This window comes from Actinoplanes cyaneus (assembly GCF_016862095.1).
Classification (GTDB): domain Bacteria; phylum Actinomycetota; class Actinomycetes; order Mycobacteriales; family Micromonosporaceae; genus Actinoplanes; species Actinoplanes cyaneus.
Genome location: NZ_BOMH01000028.1, coordinates 45,203 through 61,742, shown reverse-complemented (window position 1 = coordinate 61,742; position 16,540 = coordinate 45,203). Strand labels below are relative to the sequence as shown.

The 16,540-nt window shown below is 71.5% G+C and carries 18 protein-coding genes; 14 read left to right on the top strand and 4 right to left on the bottom strand.

What is annotated here, in order from left to right:
• Window positions 1–59 precede the first annotated feature (59 nt).
• Window positions 60–290, bottom strand: coding sequence for a hypothetical protein (locus Acy02nite_RS18150; protein ID WP_203742102.1), 231 nt, complete (start codon window positions 288–290; stop codon window positions 60–62).
• An 82-nt stretch (window positions 291–372) separates the two neighbouring features.
• On the opposite strand from Acy02nite_RS18150, the gene Acy02nite_RS18145 reads away from it, so the two are divergent.
• From Acy02nite_RS18145 to Acy02nite_RS18090, 12 genes are all read left to right on the top strand, one after another.
• Window positions 373–1,362 carry a hypothetical protein gene (locus Acy02nite_RS18145; protein ID WP_203742101.1) on the top strand — a complete coding sequence of 330 codons (990 nt, stop codon included), beginning with the start codon at window positions 373–375 and terminating at the stop codon, window positions 1,360–1,362.
• A 123-nt stretch (window positions 1,363–1,485) separates the two neighbouring features.
• Window positions 1,486–2,487 carry an N-acetyl-gamma-glutamyl-phosphate reductase gene (gene argC / locus Acy02nite_RS18140; RefSeq protein ID WP_203742100.1) on the top strand — a complete coding sequence of 334 codons (1,002 nt, stop codon included), beginning with the start codon at window positions 1,486–1,488 and terminating at the stop codon, window positions 2,485–2,487.
• Entirely contained in the window at window positions 2,484–3,653 is a 1,170-nt protein-coding gene (gene argJ / locus Acy02nite_RS18135) for a bifunctional glutamate N-acetyltransferase/amino-acid acetyltransferase ArgJ (protein ID WP_203742099.1), read from the top strand. Before argC ends, argJ begins: the two co-directional genes overlap by 4 nt.
• Window positions 3,650–4,516: an acetylglutamate kinase gene (argB, locus tag Acy02nite_RS18130; RefSeq protein WP_203742097.1), complete on the top strand. Its 867-nt coding sequence runs from the start codon at window positions 3,650–3,652 to the stop codon at window positions 4,514–4,516. Before argJ ends, argB begins: the two co-directional genes overlap by 4 nt.
• Window positions 4,513–5,667: an acetylornithine transaminase gene (locus tag Acy02nite_RS18125; RefSeq protein WP_203742096.1), complete on the top strand. Its 1,155-nt coding sequence runs from the start codon at window positions 4,513–4,515 to the stop codon at window positions 5,665–5,667. Before argB ends, Acy02nite_RS18125 begins: the two co-directional genes overlap by 4 nt.
• Window positions 5,664–6,596, top strand: a complete 933-nt coding sequence (argF, locus tag Acy02nite_RS18120; RefSeq protein ID WP_203742095.1) for an ornithine carbamoyltransferase — start codon at window positions 5,664–5,666, stop codon at window positions 6,594–6,596. Before Acy02nite_RS18125 ends, argF begins: the two co-directional genes overlap by 4 nt.
• A 73-nt stretch (window positions 6,597–6,669) precedes the next feature.
• Entirely contained in the window at window positions 6,670–7,170 is a 501-nt protein-coding gene (locus Acy02nite_RS18115; RefSeq protein ID WP_203742094.1) for an arginine repressor, read from the top strand.
• Window positions 7,167–8,063, top strand: a complete 897-nt coding sequence (locus tag Acy02nite_RS18110; protein WP_203742093.1) for a hypothetical protein — start codon at window positions 7,167–7,169, stop codon at window positions 8,061–8,063. The genes Acy02nite_RS18115 and Acy02nite_RS18110 overlap by 4 nt, the downstream gene beginning before the upstream one ends.
• A complete protein-coding gene (gene argG, locus Acy02nite_RS18105) occupies window positions 8,060–9,298 on the top strand; it encodes an argininosuccinate synthase (protein ID WP_203742092.1) in 1,239 nt (412 codons plus the stop codon). Before Acy02nite_RS18110 ends, argG begins: the two co-directional genes overlap by 4 nt.
• A gap of 489 nt (window positions 9,299–9,787) precedes the next feature.
• Window positions 9,788–10,120 (top strand): ArsR/SmtB family transcription factor, encoded by a 333-nt coding sequence (locus Acy02nite_RS18100; protein ID WP_203742527.1) that lies wholly within the window; start codon window positions 9,788–9,790, stop codon window positions 10,118–10,120.
• Between the two features lie 4 nt (window positions 10,121–10,124).
• Window positions 10,125–10,382, top strand: a complete 258-nt coding sequence (locus Acy02nite_RS18095) for a hypothetical protein (RefSeq protein ID WP_203742091.1) — start codon at window positions 10,125–10,127, stop codon at window positions 10,380–10,382.
• On the top strand, window positions 10,379–11,149 hold the full coding sequence (locus tag Acy02nite_RS18090; RefSeq protein ID WP_203742090.1) for a hypothetical protein: 771 nt from the start codon (window positions 10,379–10,381) through the stop codon (window positions 11,147–11,149). The genes Acy02nite_RS18095 and Acy02nite_RS18090 overlap by 4 nt, the downstream gene beginning before the upstream one ends.
• Before the next feature lie 31 nt (window positions 11,150–11,180).
• Here Acy02nite_RS18090 and argH read toward each other — a convergent pair whose 3' ends face one another.
• The gene (argH, locus tag Acy02nite_RS18085) at window positions 11,181–12,611 is read right to left on the bottom strand and encodes an argininosuccinate lyase (RefSeq protein ID WP_203742089.1); all 1,431 of its coding nucleotides are present in this window, start codon (window positions 12,609–12,611) and stop codon (window positions 11,181–11,183) included.
• Window positions 12,612–12,733: 122 nt separating this feature from the next.
• On the opposite strand from argH, the gene dapE reads away from it, so the two are divergent.
• Together dapE and Acy02nite_RS18075 are read left to right on the top strand one after the other, a co-directional pair.
• Entirely contained in the window at window positions 12,734–13,792 is a 1,059-nt protein-coding gene (dapE, locus tag Acy02nite_RS18080; protein ID WP_203742088.1) for a succinyl-diaminopimelate desuccinylase, read from the top strand.
• Window positions 13,793–13,872: 80 nt separating this feature from the next.
• The gene (locus Acy02nite_RS18075; RefSeq protein WP_203742087.1) at window positions 13,873–14,391 is read left to right on the top strand and encodes a hypothetical protein; all 519 of its coding nucleotides are present in this window, start codon (window positions 13,873–13,875) and stop codon (window positions 14,389–14,391) included.
• Here Acy02nite_RS18075 and alr read toward each other — a convergent pair.
• Both alr and Acy02nite_RS18065 read right to left on the bottom strand, forming a co-directional pair.
• Window positions 14,315–15,472 (bottom strand): alanine racemase, encoded by a 1,158-nt coding sequence (alr, locus tag Acy02nite_RS18070; protein ID WP_203742086.1) that lies wholly within the window; start codon window positions 15,470–15,472, stop codon window positions 14,315–14,317. The two genes, Acy02nite_RS18075 and alr, sit on opposite strands and share 77 nt — an antisense overlap.
• Entirely contained in the window at window positions 15,469–16,479 is a 1,011-nt protein-coding gene (locus Acy02nite_RS18065; protein WP_239174978.1) for a D-alanine--D-alanine ligase family protein, read from the bottom strand. The genes alr and Acy02nite_RS18065 overlap by 4 nt, the downstream gene beginning before the upstream one ends.
• Window positions 16,480–16,540: the final 61 nt, after the last annotated feature.

The window sequence follows — 16,540 nt, the reverse complement described above, 5'->3', positions numbered from 1 at the left end:
GGACCAGCTCGAACCGTGACGCGCTGCTGGGGCTGAGCCCGGCGTGGGGTCGCGGGCTCTTACTCGTCGGGGCTGTTGTCGATGCTCGGAGCCGCGATGCCCGCCGCCTCCAGCGCGTCGAGACGGTTCTCCGCGGCGATCTTCTCCTGCTCGGCGAGCGCGGCGTACTCCGCGAGGACGGCCGGGTCGTCGGTGTCCTCGAGCCGGTCGAAGAAGCGCTGGGTGGTGCGCACGGCCTCGGCGTAGGCGGACGAGGCTTGGCGCAGCGTGATGATGGTGGTGTCGGTCATGCGTCCGGCTTACCCGTTTCCGGGCGGTGATGTCGACCGCGGGGAGGGTGACGCCGCTCGCATCATCCGTGAGGATGGAGCCATGAGGTTCGATGCGCCGCGGCAGCCCGGGTGGCGGGACCTGCGTGCCGAGTTGCGGCGCGGGCTCGCCGAGGGCCGGCTGCCGGTGCTCGGGGTGCCGGACCGCGGGGATGCCCGGTTCCAGGGGTGGGAGAGCTCGGGCGAGCTGCTGATCGCGGTGACCGTGGAGTACGGCGATCCGCAGGAGTCCTGGCTCGGCGTCGAGGCGGCGTGCTGGACGGGCACGATCCGGTCGACGCCCGATCTGCGCGAGACGTTGAAGGATCACCTGCGGATCGCCGGGATCCGGTTCGCGGACGTGACGTGGACCGAGTCCGAGGCGTCGATCACCCTGGACGGGCGGGAGCTGCCCGCCCGGGTGGTGCGCGCCGGTGACGACTGGTGGGCGGCTCGGGCGGTTCTCGATGACATCGAGGTGGGCCTCACGGCGTACCGGACAGAGATTGATCTCCGGGTTGTCACCCTGCCGGACGCGATGGTGGCGACGATGCTGAACGCGCCCCTGGTCCGGCAGCAGTGGCCGGTGCCGGAGCCGGCGGGGGAGCCGGCGGATCCCGGGGGTGAACCGCATCGCCGGCTGGTGCACTCGGTCCTGCGCAGTGCCCGGGAGACGCTCGTCTGGCTCGACGAGGGTGGTCCGTCGCCGCGCCAGCCGCAGGCCTGGCCGGAGATCTGGCGGTCGGCGATCCGTCGTCAGGCCGAGCTGTCCGGCGAGTCCGAGGCGGTCGCGGAGGTCGCGGTCCAGAGCCTGTTGTCGCACCTCACCAGCCTGCAGACGGATGCCGCCTGGTTCCGTGAGGACGAGCGGCTGCGGGAGCGGGCGATCAGCGAGACCCTGCTGTATGCGACCGGACTGTCCGAGGACGTGCCGAGTCGTCCCGCGCAGGAGGCCTGGCTGGAGCGGCAGGGCATCCGCCCGCAGACCGCCCGCCCGGAGACCGGCGACCTGTGGCGTGACGCCTGGTCGGCCTGGGCCGATCAGGTCCGCTGAATCCGCATTCCTCCGCCCGGAGGCGCCTGACGGCGCGATCGTGACCCCCGGCACGCCATGGTTGCCGTGGGCTATGCGAGTTGATACGGTTCTTTGCATAGTCATGCGGAGGTAGGTGTTCTTATGGGAGTCCGGGTAGCGGTCGCCGGGGCAAGTGGTTACGCGGGCGGGGAGTTGCTGCGCCTGCTGGCCGGCCACCCCGGGTTCGACCTGATCGCGGCGACCGCGCACAGTCAGGCCGGTCAGCACGTGACGTCCGTGCACCCTCAGCTGGCCGGGCTCGACCTGACCCTCGGCACCACCGACGCGGCCACGCTCGGTGAGGCTGACCTGGTCTTCCTGGCCCTGCCGCACGGGCAGTCGGGTGCGGTCGCGGCCCAGTTGCCGGCCGGGGTTAAGGTCGTCGACCTGGGCGCCGACTTCCGGCTGGAGAGCGCCGAGCAGTGGACGCGGTATTACGGCGGCGGCCACGCCGGCACGTGGACCTATGGGCTGCCCGAGCTGCCCGGCGCCCGGGAGGCGATCAAGGCCTCCGACCGGGTGGCCAACACGGGTTGTTATGCGGCCACGATCATCCTGGCCCTCGCCCCGCTGATCGCCTCCGGCGTGGCCGACCCGGAGGACGTGGTCGTGGTGGCCAGCTCCGGCACGTCCGGCGCGGGGCGCAACGCCAGGGTGAACCTGCTGGCCAGCGAGATCATGGGTGACCTGTCGCCCTACAAGGTGGGGGCGCACCAGCACGTCGCCGAGATCAAGCAGGCCACCGGCGCCGCGTCGCTGTCGATGACCCCGATCCTGGCGCCGATGCCGCGCGGCATCCTGGCGACGATCACGGCGAGGCGGCTCAACGGCGGCGACCCGCGCGAGGCGCTGCAGGCGGCGTATGCGCAGGAGCCGTTCATCCACGTCCTGCCCGAGGGCGTCTGGCCGCACACCGCCGCCACCGCCGGTTCCAACTCGTGCCACCTGCAAGCCACCGTCGATGTCGACTCGGGCCGCATCATCGTGGTCAGCGCGCTCGACAACCTCGGCAAGGGCGCCGCCGGCCAGGCGGTGCAGAACGCCAACATCATGGTCGGCCTGCCCGAGACGGCCGGCCTCAGCGTCTTCGGAGTGGCCCCGTGACCGTCACCCATCCCAAGGGCTTCAAGGCTTCCGGCGTCGCCGCCGGGCTCAAGACCAGTGGGAACCCCGATGTCGCCCTGGTCGTCAACGACGGCCCCGACTACACCGCCGCCGCCGTCTTCACCGGCAACCGCGTCAAGGCCGCGCCGGTGCTGTGGAGCCAGCAGGTGCTCAAGGGCGGCGTGATCCGCGCGGTCGTCCTCAACTCCGGCGGCGCGAACGCGTGCACCGGCTCGCAGGGTTTCCGCGACACGCACGCCACCGCCGAGCACACCGCGTCGGTGCTGCGCTCGGCGCGGAAGCTGATGATCGGCCCCGGTGACATCGCGGTCTGCTCGACCGGCCTGATCGGCGAGCTGCTCCCGATGGGCAAACTGCTCCCGGGCGTGAACGCCGCGGTCAAGGCCCTGTCCGCGGACGGCGGCCCGAGGGCGGCCGAGGCGATCATGACCACCGACACGGTGGCCAAGAACGCGGTCGCCCAGCGCGACGGCTGGTCGGTCGGCGGCATCGCCAAGGGCGCCGGCATGCTCGCCCCGGCCCTGGCCACCATGCTCGTGGTGATCACCACGGACGCCTCGGCGGACAACGAGACCCTCGACGCGGCGCTGCGCGCGGCCACCCGGGTCACCTTCGACCGCATCGACGCCGACGGCTGCATGTCGACGAACGACACCGTGCTGCTGCTGGCCAGCGGCGCCTCGGACCGGCAGCCCACGCTCGCCGAGCTGACCGCCGCGGTCACCGAGGTGTGCCACGACCTGGCCCAGCAGCTGATCGCCGACGCCGAGGGCGCCACCAAGCACATCGCCATCGAGGTGGCCGGCGCCGCGAGCGAGGCTGACGCGGTGCAGGTGGGCCGCTCGATCGCCGGAAACAACCTGGTGAAGACGGCGTTCTTCGGCAACGACCCGAACTGGGGCCGGATCCTCGCCGCGGTCGGCACCACGTCGGCCGCCTTCGAGCCGGACCGGATCGACGTCGCGATCAACGGCGTCTGGGTGTGCAAGAACGGCGCCGCGGCCGAGGACCGGACGAAGGTCGACCTCTCCGGGCGCGACGTCAAGGTGGTGGTCAACCTGCGCGAGGGCGAGATGAGCGCGACCATCTGGACCACGGATCTCTCGCACGCCTACGTCCACGAGAACTCGGCGTACTCCTCGTGAAAGCGCATCAGAAGGCAGAGATCCTGATCGAGGCGCTGCCCTGGCTGGAGCGTTTCCACGGCGCGACGATCGTGATCAAGTACGGCGGCAACGCCATGATCGACGCATCGCTCCAGGCCGCCTTCGCCGCGGACATGGTGTTCCTGCGTCATGTCGGGATCAAGCCGGTCGTCGTGCACGGCGGCGGCCCCCAGATCAACCGCATGCTCCAGCGGGTCGGCATCGAGTCGGAGTTCCGCGGCGGCCTGCGGGTCACCACGCCGGAGACGATGGAGATCGTCCGGATGGTGCTCACCGGCCAGGTCGGTCGCGAGCTGGTCGGCCTGATCAACCAGCACGGGCCGTACGCGGTGGGCCTCTCCGGTGAGGACGCCCGCCTGTTCACCGCGGTCCGCCGCGGCGCGACGATCGACGGCGAGGCGGTCGACCTCGGCCAGGTCGGTGACGTCGAGAAGGTGGACACGTCGGCGGTCGACGACCTGATCGCGGCCGGTCGCATCCCGGTGATCGCCACCGTCGCGCCGGACGCCGCCGGGGTGACGCACAACGTGAACGCGGACACCGCCGCCTCCGCGCTGGCAGTCGCGCTCGGCGCCCGCAAGCTCGTCGTCCTGACCGACGTGCCGGGCCTCTACACCAACTGGCCGGACACGTCGTCGCTGACCAGCGAGATCGACGCGGACGCGCTGGAGAAACTGCTGCCGTCCCTGGAGTCCGGGATGGTGCCCAAGATGGAGGCGTGCCTGCGCGCGGTGCGCGGCGGGGTCCCGTCGGCGCACGTCGTCGACGGCCGGGTCGCCCACTCGACGCTGCTCGAGGTCTTCACGGAAGAAGGAATCGGAACGATGGTGGTCCCGTCATGAGCACTTTGTCCGAACGCTGGCAGCAGAGCATGATGAACAACTACGGCACGCCGGCGATCGGCCTCGTCAAGGGCGAGGGCGCGGTGCTCACCGCCGAGGACGGCAAGCAGTACGTCGACTTCCTCGGCGGCATCGCCGTCAACGCCCTGGGCCACGCCCACCCGGCCGTCGTCGCCGCGGTCACCGCCCAGATCCAGCAGCTGGGGCACGTCTCCAACTTCTTCGTCTCCGAGCCGTCGGTCGCCCTGGCCGAGCTGCTCCTCGCGCTCGCCGGGCGGCCAGGCCGGGTGCTGTTCTGCAACTCCGGCGCCGAGGCCAACGAGGCCGCCTTCAAGATCTCCCGCCTCACCGGCCGGACCCACGTCGTGGCGACCGAGGGCGCGTTCCACGGCCGGACCATGGGGGCGCTGGCCCTGACCGGCCAGCCCGCGAAGCAGGATCCGTTCCGGCCGCTGCCGGGCGAGGTCAGCCACATCCCGTACGGCGATGTCAGCGCCCTCGAAGCGGCCGTCACCGCGGACACGGCGATGGTGATCCTCGAGCCGATCCAGGGCGAGAACGGCGTGATCGTCCCGCCCGCCGGCTACCTGAGCGCGGCCCGGGAGATCTGCACCCGCCACGGCGCCCTGCTCGTGCTCGACGAGATCCAGACCGGCATCGGGCGCACCGGCCACTGGTTCCACCACCAGGGCGAGAGCGTCGAGCCGGACCTCGTGACGCTGGCCAAGGGGCTCGGCGGTGGCCTGCCGCTCGGCGCCTGCATCGCGTTCGGCCCGGCCGCCGACCTGCTCACGCCCGGCCTGCACGGCAGCACGTTCGCCGGGAACCCGGTCTCGTGTGCGGCCGGCCTCGCGGTGGTCCGCACGATCGCCGGCGAGGGACTGCTCGACCACGTCAAGCGGATCGGCGAGCAGCTCCGGCGGGGGATCGAGGGCCTGAACCACCCGTACGTGAAGAAGGTCCGCGGCGCCGGGCTGCTCCTCGGCATCGTCCTCGACCAGCCGAACTCCGCCGACCTCGCGGCACGGCTGCGCGACGCGGGTTTCCTGGTCAACGCCGCGAAACCGGACGTCATCCGGCTCGCCCCGCCCCTGATCATCTCCTCCGGTCAGGCCGACGCCCTGATCGCTGCCCTGGACGGTATCCGGTGACTCTGCGCCACTTCCTCCGTGACGACGACCTGACCCCGCAGGAGCAGTCCGACGTCCTCGACCTGGCCGCCGAGATGAAGGCGAACCGGTTCGGCTTCACGCCGCTGGCCGGGCCGCGCTCGGTCGCGGTCTTCTTCGACAAGGCCAGCCTGCGCACCCGGCTGTCGTTCGAGGCCGGCATCGCCGAGCTGGGCGGCCAGCCGATCATCGTGGACACCCAGAACACGCACTTCGGCCGCGGCGAGAGTCTCGCCGACGCGGGCCGGGTCGTGTCACGCTACGTGAGTGCCATGGTCTACCGCACCTTCGAGGACGAGCGGCTCGCCGAGCTGGCCTCCGGGGTCGGCGTGCCGGTGATCAACGCGCTCTCCGACGGGTACCACCCGTGCCAGTTGCTCGCCGATCTGCTGACCGTCCGGGAGCGATTCGGAACCACGAAGGGCCGGATCCTGGCGTACGTCGGTGACGCCGCCAACAACATGGCCCATTCGTACCTGCTGGCCGGGGCGACCGCCGGGATGCACGTGCGGGTCTCCGGTCCCTCCGGTTTCGACCCGGACCCGGCCGTGGTCGGGCGCGCGTCGGAGATCGCGGCGTGGACCGGGGGTTCGGTCGAGGTGCTGCGCGACCCGCGGGAGGCGGCCGACGGCGCGCACGTGGTCGCCACTGACACCTGGACGTCGATGGGCCAGGAGAGTGACGGGAAGGACCGGCTCACGCCGTTCCGGCCGTACCAGATCAATGATGAGCTGCTCGCCGTCGCGTCACCGGAGGCGATCGTGCTGCACTGCCTGCCGGCGCACCGCGGCGAGGAGATCACCGACGAGGTGATGGACGGCCCGCAGAGTGTCGTCTTCGACGAGGCGGAGAACCGCCTGCACGCGCAGAAGGCCCTGCTGGCCTGGCTCGTGGCGGTCAACGCGGCATGAGCGGCGGCGGGGAGCCCGTCATCGGGCTCGGTTTCCAGGCTCGTCCCGGCGCGGAGCGAAGCGGGGCGGCGCGATGAGCTCTCCGGTCACACGCGCGGGGCGGCACGCCCGGATCGTGGAGCTGATCCGGAGCCGCACTGTGCACTCCCAGACCGAACTGGCCGACCTGCTCGCCGCCGAAGGCGTGCAGGTCACCCAGGCGACGCTCTCCCGCGACCTGGAGGAGCTGAACGCGGTCAAGGTCAGCGGCGCCTACCTGATCCCCGAGGACGGCAAACGGCCGTTGCGCGAGACCACCGGTCAGGGCCCGGCCCGGCTGATCCGGCTGCTGCGGGAACTGTTGACGGGTGTCGACTCGAGCGGCAACATCGCGGTCCTGCGCACGCCGCCCGGCGCCGCGCAGTTCCTGGCCAGCGCGTTGGACCGCTCCGGGCTCTCGGACGTGGTCGGCACCATCGCCGGCGACGACACCATCCTCGTCGTGGCCCGTGACGCCGGGCCCACGTCGGGCGCCGCCCTCGCCGCGAAGCTCGACAACTGGAGCCGGGCGGACAACAACCTGGAGGACCGATGACCATCTTCCCGCCCTCGGTGGAGACCCGGTTCCCGGATTTCGCCGATCACACCGGCAAGCTCGCCGGGCTCGGCGTGGAGTTCTTCCTCGCCTCGAACGAGACGGTCCGGCCGCAGCTCAACGAGCTCCCGTACGGCTACAAGCTGAACTGGCTCGACTTCACCGACACGTCCGAGCGCGACTGGTCGGTCCGGGAGTTCCTGAACCTGTTCAACGTGATCAACGGCATCGCGTTCGGTGACCGGGGCATCCCGATGCCGCAGTGGGTGATGGTCGACCTGATCCTGATGCCGGCCGCGGCGCTGATCGCGAGCCTGCCGCAGCAGGAGTTCGCGGCGATGGTCGAGCGGTCCACGTTCCGCTTCGACACCGACGTCAAGCAGCTGCTGCGCAAGGTGCAGGAGGACATGCGGGCCAGCGGGTACACCGGGCCGGTGCCGGTCGGCGGGTACTGCGCGGCGCCCTCGGCCGAGCCCGGCCGCTGGGTCGGCTGGTCACTGTGGTCGCTGATGCCGGCGGTCGGGCTGGGCAAGGCGGCCAAGGCGCTCGCGCTCTCGGCGTACCGGGCGCAGAAGCTCGACGGCGTCACCCAGTACGACAACAGCGCGCTGAAGGTCCACACCGAGTTCGGCGCGCTGAAGGTCCTGGTCGCGACCGTCCCGTTCCACACCTCGCCGGGCTCGTTCGTCTACCAGTCCGACCTCACCCTGCCCGCCGGCGCGGTGCTTCCCGAGCCTTCGTTCCTGCTCGACCCGTTCGACTACGAACGGCAGCAGACGATGCAGAAGGCCATTGAGGCGGGGGACTGTGAGTTCTATGTCCTGCCGCCCGGCCACGTCCGCCAGGACGGGAAGACGTACGTGCCGATTCTCCAGAAGGAACTGTCCCGATGACCAAGCGCAAGATCGTTCTCGCCTTCTCCGGTGGGCTGGACACCTCGTACGCCCTCGTGGACTTCCGCGAGAAGGGCTGGGACGTGGTGACCGCCAACATCGACACCGGTGGCCTGCACAGCGGTGAGGCCGAGGTCGTGTCCGCCCGCGCCGAGGAGCTGGGCGCCGTCGAGCACCACGTCGTCGACGCGCGTTCCGAGCTGTACGACCGCGTAGTCACGTACGCGATCAAGGCGAACTACCTGCGCAACGGTGCCTACCCGTCGTGTGTCGGCGCCGAGCGGCTGATCCAGGCCGAGAAGGTCGTCGAGGTCGCCCTACAGGTCGGGGCGGACGCGGTCGCGCACGGCTCGACCGGCGCCGGCGCCGACCACGTCCGCTACGACGCGGTGATCCGGGCGCTCGCGCCGCATTTGGAGATCATCACGCCGGTACGCGACGAGCGCCTGGTCCGCGAGGAGGAGGCCGAGTTCTTGCGCAGCCGGGGCTTCGCGGTCAGCGAGAAGGTCAAGAAGTACTCGATCAACGAGGGGCTCATCGGCACCTCGATCGGCGGCGAGGAGACGTACGGGAGCTGGGACTATCTCCCCGAGGACGCCTGGACCTACACCAGGTCGATCGCCGACGCCCCCGACCAGGGTGTCGAGCTGCACCTGACCTTCGAGAAGGGCGAGGTCGTCACGGCCACCTACGCCGGTGGCGACTCGCTGGTCGAGGCGGACGCGCCGAACTACGCGATCCTGCAGGCGCTCAACGTCCTCGGCGGCGAGCACGGCGTCGGCCGCGGCATCCACATGGGCTCCACCATGGTCGGCAACCTGGCCCGCGTCGGCTTCGAGGCGCCCGGCATGCTGATCCTCATCGCCGCCCACCGTGAGCTGGAGAAACTCGTCCTCTCCAACCGTCAGCAGGCGACCAAGGCGACGCTCGGCAACACCTACGGCGACCTGCTCCACGAGGCCGTCTACTTCGACCCGATCATGGACGACTTCCGCGCGTTCCTGGACTCCAGCCAGACCCGCGTCACCGGCACCGTCCGGGTGCTGCTGCACAAGGGCACCATCGTGCTGCTGGGCAGCAAGAGCCCGTACAGCCTGCTGGACGCCGCCACCCGCGCCGGCATCGTCTACGGCCACGGCTCGTCGGCCTGGACCGGCGAGCAGGCCCGGGCGTTCGCCCACATGTACGCCATGCCCGGCAGCATCGCCCGCCTCGCCGCCCACCCCGCCGAGTAGCCCGCCGCCAGCTCCTCGCCGCCGGGCGTTCCGAGCCCGCACAACAGCCATCAGCGCCAGCCCGACGTCAGCGGCTGGCGCTGATGGCTGTTTCAGTCCCACGTTCCAACCGTGAGCACCAGCCGACCGCCCGCAGCTGGCCCTCACGGTCGTTTCGCGGTGCAGTTACGACCGTGAGTGCCAGCTGGGCGGTCGCGGCTGGTGCTCACGGTTGTTTCGCGGCTCGGATACGACCGTAGGCGCCAGCCGGTTGCGCGCTCACCGGCGTACCGCTGGAGCAGGCTAGCCATCCGCCCGCCTCGACCGGCGGCAGCAACAGCGACCAGCGCGGGGGCCGCCTGGCAAGCCGCCGCAACCATCGAGCCACCGCGACTGGCGGCAGCAACAGGGACCAGCGCGGGGGCCCGCCTGGCAAGCAACAAACATCGACGTCCACAGTTGACACTTCTAGCACCTGCCAATAATCTTTTGCACGTGCCGAGAGCAGTTATGCAGACGGACGATCTGACCGGTGACGACCTGGTAGGGGTGCTGGCCACCCTCGCCAACCCACATCGGATGCGGGTCCTGGCCGCCCTGGCCGGCGGCCGCAACTACGTCAGTCAGCTGGCCCGCGAGCTCGGCATCAGCAGAGCCTTGTTGCAGGTGCACCTCAAGCGGCTGGAGAAGGCCGGGCTGGTCTCGGCCACGCTCGAGCTCTCCGAGGACGGCAAGGCGATGAAGTTCTACGAGGTGACGCCGTTCGAGCTGCACCTGACCCCACAAGCGCTGGCCGCCGCGGCCCTGACACTGACCGATCCGAACGACGTCGAAAAGGACTAGCAGAATGCCCAGTTACCTTGTCGAAGAAATGGCGCTCCTCCTGGTGGTCGGCGCCATCACGGTGGTGGTGATCTGGCAGTTCGGGGCGAGCCGCCGCGCCAAGGCCGCGATGGCGCGCGACACCGAGCTCCGGCAGATCGCCGAGCGGGCCGTCGCGACCCAGGAGGAGACAGCGGGCCGCCTGGCCCAGGTCACGAACCAGCTCGCCGAGATGGACGTGCGGGTCGCCACCGTGGAGCGCATCCTCAAGGACGCCGAGTGAGCCTCACCCTGGTGGCTCGGGCCCGGCCCGGTCCGACCGGCACGGCGCTGCTGCTCGCGCCGGTCGGCGTCCTCGCCGGCTGGGCGATCATGCGGCTGGGCGGGAGCCGCAGCGCCGGCGCCGGCTGGGTCGCGGCACATGCGGTGTGGATCGTCGGGTGGGGACTGTTCGGCCTGATCATCACCGAGTTGTGGCGCCGGGCCGGAGGGTCCCGCCCGGCTGGAGGGTCACCCCGGGCGGAAGGGTCGCGCCCGGCTGGAGGGTCACCCCGGGCTGGAGAGTCGTCGGCTCCGACAGCTCCAGCCCGGCATAACCCAGCCGGCCGGGCTGGAGGGTCGGGCCGGGCCGCCGTGGCCGCGACCGCGGGCGCTGTCGTCGCGGCCGCCGGGCTGCTGGCCGTTCTCGGTCAAATGGTCGTGGACATCGTCGTCGGGGTCGCCGCGCCAGACCGGGCCCGGATGAACGAGCTGTTCGAGCAGGCGTTCCGGATTCCCGGCGTGCACCCCGTGCTGTACGGCTTCGGGCCGCTCCTGCTGATCGCCGGTCTGGTCGCGCTCTTCGTCCAGCTGGCCGTCCTGCACCGGGTCCGGCCCGGCACCACGGTTCTCGCCGTGCTGGGGTTGCTGCTGATCTCCGCGGACACCACCGTCGGCCCGGTCGCGCGACTGGTCGTCATGCCCGCCGGCCTGCTCTGCCTGTGGCTGTCCTTCAGCGCGCTGGTGGACGCAGACACTGCCGGCCGTGGACGGGAGCGGGCCCCGGCGTGACGAACGCCGAGGCCCACCGGACGAGCGGACGTCAGCGCGGAACGGCCTTCTCGACCGCCCACTGCCGCCAGGTGTCCAGCTTGTGCTGCACGGTGGCGAGCTGATCGCGGACCGGGCCCGGGCCGGTCGAGCCCGGCGTCGTGCGGGCCGCCAGCGCGGACGAGACGGAGAGGACCTCGCGCACCGACGGGTCGAGGTGGTCGCTGACCGTCGTCAGGTCGTCGTCGGTCAGATCCTCCAGCTCGCACTCGCGCGCCGAGCAGAGGGCGACCAGCTTGCCGGTGATCTCGTGGGCGTCGCGGAACGGCACCCCCCGGCGGACCAGCCAGTCGGCGACCTCGGTGGCCAGGGAGAAGCCGACCGGGGCGGCGGCCGCGAGGCGGTCCACCCGGACGGTCATCGTGGAGATCATGCCGGCCAGCGCCGGAAGCAGCAGCTCCAGGGTGTCGACCGCGTCGAAGGCCGGCTCCTTGTCCTCCTGCATGTCCCGGTCATACGTCAACGGGAGGCCCTTGAGCATGGTCAGCACGGCCACCAGGCCACCGATGAGCCGCCCGCTCTTGCCCCGGGCCAGCTCGGCGATGTCCGCGTTCTTCTTCTGCGGCATGATCGACGAACCGGTGGCGAACGCGTCGTCGAGCTCGACCCAGCCGAACTCGGTGGAGGTCCAGAGCACCACCTCCTCGCCGAGGCGGGACAGGTGGACGCCGATCAGGGCGGTGGTGAAGAGGAACTCGGCGACGAAGTCACGGTCGGCGACGGCGTCCATCGAGTTCGCCGCGGGGGCGGAGAAGCCCAGTTCCTTGGCGACGGCGGCCGGGTCGAGGGGGAGCGACGAGCCGGCCAGCGCGCCGGAGCCGAGCGGGCTGATCGCGGTGCGCACGTCCCAGTCCCGCAGGCGCTCCAGGTCGCGCAGCAGCGGCTGCACGTGCGCCAGCAGCCAGTGGCCGAAACTGACCGGCTGGGCGTGCTGCACGTGGGTCATGCCGGGCGCCGGGGTGTCGACGTTGCGGGCCGCCTGCTCGGTGAGCGCGTCGGCCAGCTCGATCAGCGCAACGGCCACGCCGCGGGCGTGATCGCGCAGGTAGAGCCGCAGGTCGGTGGCGACCTGGTCGTTGCGGGACCGGCCGGCGCGCAGCTTGCCGCCGAGAGTGCCGAGACGCTCCAGCAGGCCGCGCTCCAGGGCGGTGTGGACGTCCTCGTCCTCGATCGTCGGGCGGAACTCGCCGGTCGCGCACGCCTGCTCCAGGTCGTCGAGCGCGGCCAGCATCCTGCCCAGCTCCTCCGCGTCGAGCAGGCCCGCGTTGGCCAGCACGCGGGCGTGGGCCCGGGAGGCGAGCAGGTCATACGGCGCCAGCCGCCAGTCGAACTGGACGCTGACGCTCAGCCGGGCCAGGGCTTCCGCCGGCCCACCGGCGAAACGGGCACCCCAGAGCCGGGTCGGCTCGTCACTCTCCGGCACACCTACTCCTCGTTCGTTCGCTTCGCGCGGGCCCCAAGACCCTATCGCCGCGGCGATGCCACCGCGGGGCCCGGGCCGGGACCGTACGCATAATAATTCTTCGTCTCTGATAATATTACATCATGGCTGATCTCGATCTCACCGGCGACGTGGTCGCCCTCACCCGCGTCCTCTGCGACATCCCCTCGGTCAGCGGCGACGAGAAGCAGCTCGCCGACGCTGTCGAGAGCGCGCTGCGCGGCTTCGCCCACCTGGAGGTGCTGCGCGACGGTGACGCCGTGGTCGCCCGGACGACGCTGGGCCGCCCGACCCGCGTGGTGCTCGCCGGTCACCTCGACACCGTGCCCATCGCGAACAACCTGCCGGTCGTCGAGGACGGTGAGCTCCTGCGCGGCCGCGGCACCGTCGACATGAAGGCCGGCGTCGCCGTCATGCTCCAGCTTGCCGCTGTCCTGACCGCGCCGCGCTACGACGTCACCTATGTCTTCTACGACCACGAGGAGGTCGCCGCCGCGCTGAACGGGCTGGGCCGTCTCGTCCGCCATCATCCGGAGTGGCTGGCCGGCGACTTCGCGATCCTCGGCGAGCCGTCCGACGGCACCGTCGAGGGCGGCTGCCAGGGCACCATGCGCGTCAAGATCACCGTGCCGGGCGTGGCCGCGCACGCCGCCCGCTCGTGGCGTGGCAGCAACGCGATCCACTCGGCCGGTGGGGTCCTCGACATCCTGCGGGCCTACGAGCCGCGGCAGCCGATCGTCGACGGTCTGCAGTACCACGAGGGGCTCAACGCGGTGAAGATCGAGGGCGGGATCGCCGGCAACGTCATCCCGGACCTGTGCACCATCTTCGTGAACTACCGTTTCGCGCCGGATCGGGACACCGACGCCGCCGAGGCCCACCTCCGCGAGGTCTTCGCCGGGTTCGAGCTGGAGGTCACCGACCGGGCCCCGGGCGCGCGTCCCGGCCTCGACCAGCCGGCCGCCAAGGAGTTCGTCGAGCTCGTCGGCCGCGAGCCGCAGGCCAAGCTGGGCTGGACGGATGTGTCCCGCTTCGCGACGCTGGGCGTCCCCGCCGTCAACTACGGGCCCGGCGACCCGCTGCTCGCCCACACGGACGGCGAGTTCGTCCCGGTTCCGGAGATTCGCACGGCCCTGCACAATCTGACAACCTGGCTGAGCTGACCTTTCCCCTCACGGTCCGCCCTGCTCGCGGCCGCGATTGCTCCGGTACGGCGGTGGTGCGCGCCGAGTAGGTTGACGACGTGACCGAAGCAGACGCGAGCTGGGCGGACCGCATCGTCGCCGAGTTCGGCGACGGTCACCCCGTGGAAGCGATCGCGGCGCGGTACGGCCTGACCGTGGCGCAGGTGTATGCGGTGGTCCAGGGCGAGGTGGGCCCCGCCGCCCCGGCGCAGTATCCGCCGGCCGCGCCCCACTACGCGCCACCGGGTTACTACGCGCCGCCGGTCTATCCGCCACAGCCGCCGCCCGGTTACCCGCCACAGCCCCCTCCGGCCGGGTACCCGCAACAGCCGCCTCCTGGTTACCCGCCCCAGCCCCCGCCGGCCGGTCAGCCCGCGCAGGTCTATCAGCCGGCTCAGCCCTACACCGCGCAGCCGCCGCCCGCCTTTCCGTGCGAGGACGCCGTCGTCGCCGAGTATGCGGACGGTCACGACGTGAACGCGATCGCCTACCGCTACGGCCTCACCGCCGACCAGGTCTACTGGGTGGTCCAGCGGGCTCTGCACGACGACCGGCAGCCGCCGGACCCGGCCGGGTGACGCGCCGGACGCGCGGCCCGATGCCGGTCAGGATCTCGTGCGGGATCGTCTCCGCCCAGCGCGCCCACTCGGCCACCGTGGGCTCCCCGCCGGTTCCCGGCCCGAACAGCACCACCCGGTCCCCGGCGCGCACCGGCAGGTCCCCGGCGTCCACGACGACCTGGTCCATGGCGATCCGCCCGACGATCGGGCATCGCCGGCCGTGCACGGCGACCTCGGCACGCCCGGCCACCCGCCGGGGCACGCCGTCCGCGTATCCGACCGGCACCAGCGCGAGCGTGGTCTCACGGCCGACGACATGGTCGTGACCGTAGGAGACCCCGGCGCCCGGGCCGACCCGCTTCGTGAGGATGACAGTGGATTCCCAGGTCATCGCGGGCCGCAGCCCGAACGTGCGCCCGGGCACCGGCTCGACGCCGTAGAGGGCGATCCCCGCCCGGACGAGATCGAAGCGCGCTTGCGGCACCTGGAGCGCGGCCGCGGAGTTGGCCAGGTGAACCAGTGGCCGGTCGAAGCCCGCCGCGGCGGCCTGGGCGCGGGCGTGACCGAAGGCGATCAGTTGACGGGCCAGCCCGGGGTCGGCCGGGTCCTCGGCGGTCGCGAGGTGGGACCAGACCCCGCGTACCGTGATCGATCCTTCGGCCTGAAGCTTGCCGGCGACCGTGAGCAGATGTGGCCACTCGGCGGCGGTGGCGCCGCCGCGGGAGAGCCCGGTGTCCGCCTTGAGGTGCACGACCGCCGGCCGGCCACGGCGTCGCGCGGCGCGGGCCACGGCTTCCAGCGCGAGCGTCGAGCTGACCGAGAGATCGACGTCGGCGTCGGGGGGTACGTCGTCCGGCCCGTACAACCACATGAGGATCGGCGCCCGGATCCCGGCGGCCCGCAGCTCCCGCGCCTCGGCCCAGGACGTCACGCCCAGCCAGGACGCGCCGCCGGCCAGTGCCGCGCGGGCCACCTCGACACTGCCGTGACCGAATCCGTTCGCCTTGACCACGGCCATCACGCCGGCGCCCGCGGCGGCTCGCAGCAGCAGTGCGGTGTTGTGCTCGATCGCGTTCAGGTCGATGACCGCGCGGGTCATCGAGCGGTGCTCAGCAGGTGGTCGAGCAGTTCCGGGTACGGCATCCCGGCCGCCCGCCAGATCCGCGGGAACTGGGACAGCTCGGTCAGCCCGGGCAGCGTGTTGACCTCGTTCAGCACCACTCCGCCCGCGGTCAGGAAGAAGTCGGCGCGCAGGAGCCCGGCACAGCCCAGCGCCGTGAACACCCGCCGCGCCGCGTCCTCGAGTTGCCCCCGCTGAACCTGATCGAGATCGGCCGGGATGACGAACTCGGCGGCGCCCGGCGTGTACTTGGCGTCGAAGTCGAAGAACGACGCCCCGTGACGAATCTCCAGCGCCGGCCCGACGTCGAGCGTCCCGTCCGTGCGTTGCAGCACCGCGAGGTCCACCTCCCGGCCGTCGACCGCGGCTTCCACCAGGACTTTCGTGTCGTGCTTACGGGCCAGCACGAGGGCCTGCTCGAGGTCGGCCCAGTCGTCGACGCGGGAGACCCCGACGCTGGAGCCACCACGGGCCGGTTTGACGAAGACCGGCAGCCCGAGCCGTTCCCGATCCGGATCGGTCACGTCGTCGTCCCCGTCGCGCAGCACGACGCCGGGGGCCACCGCGACGCCCTCGGCCGCCACGATCGTTTTCGTGAACTGCTTGTCCATGCCGGTCGCGCTGGCGAGCACACCACTGCCGACGTACCGGATGCCGGCCGTCTCCAGCAGACCCTGCACCGTGCCGTCCTCGCCGAACGGCCCGTGCAGCACCGGAAACGCGACGTCGGCCGTGCGCAGCGCGCCGAGGGCGGCGATCATGCTGGTCAGCGGTGAGGTGGAGCCGGCCGGGAAGACCGCGGACGTGCCGGTGTCCGTGCCGATCTGCCAGACCCCGTCGCGGGCGATCCGGATCGGCAGCACCTCGTACCGGCCGCGATCGAGGAACCGCAACACCGACGCGGCGGACCCGCAGGAGATGTCATGCTCCGCGCTGCGCCCGCCGAAGATCACCGCGACTCGGGTCCTGCCCGCAGATCTGTGCATGCCGGTCATCCTGTGGATCAGGTTGTCCGCTCCGCGTCAGCGTCGCCCTTATGGCTCGCTT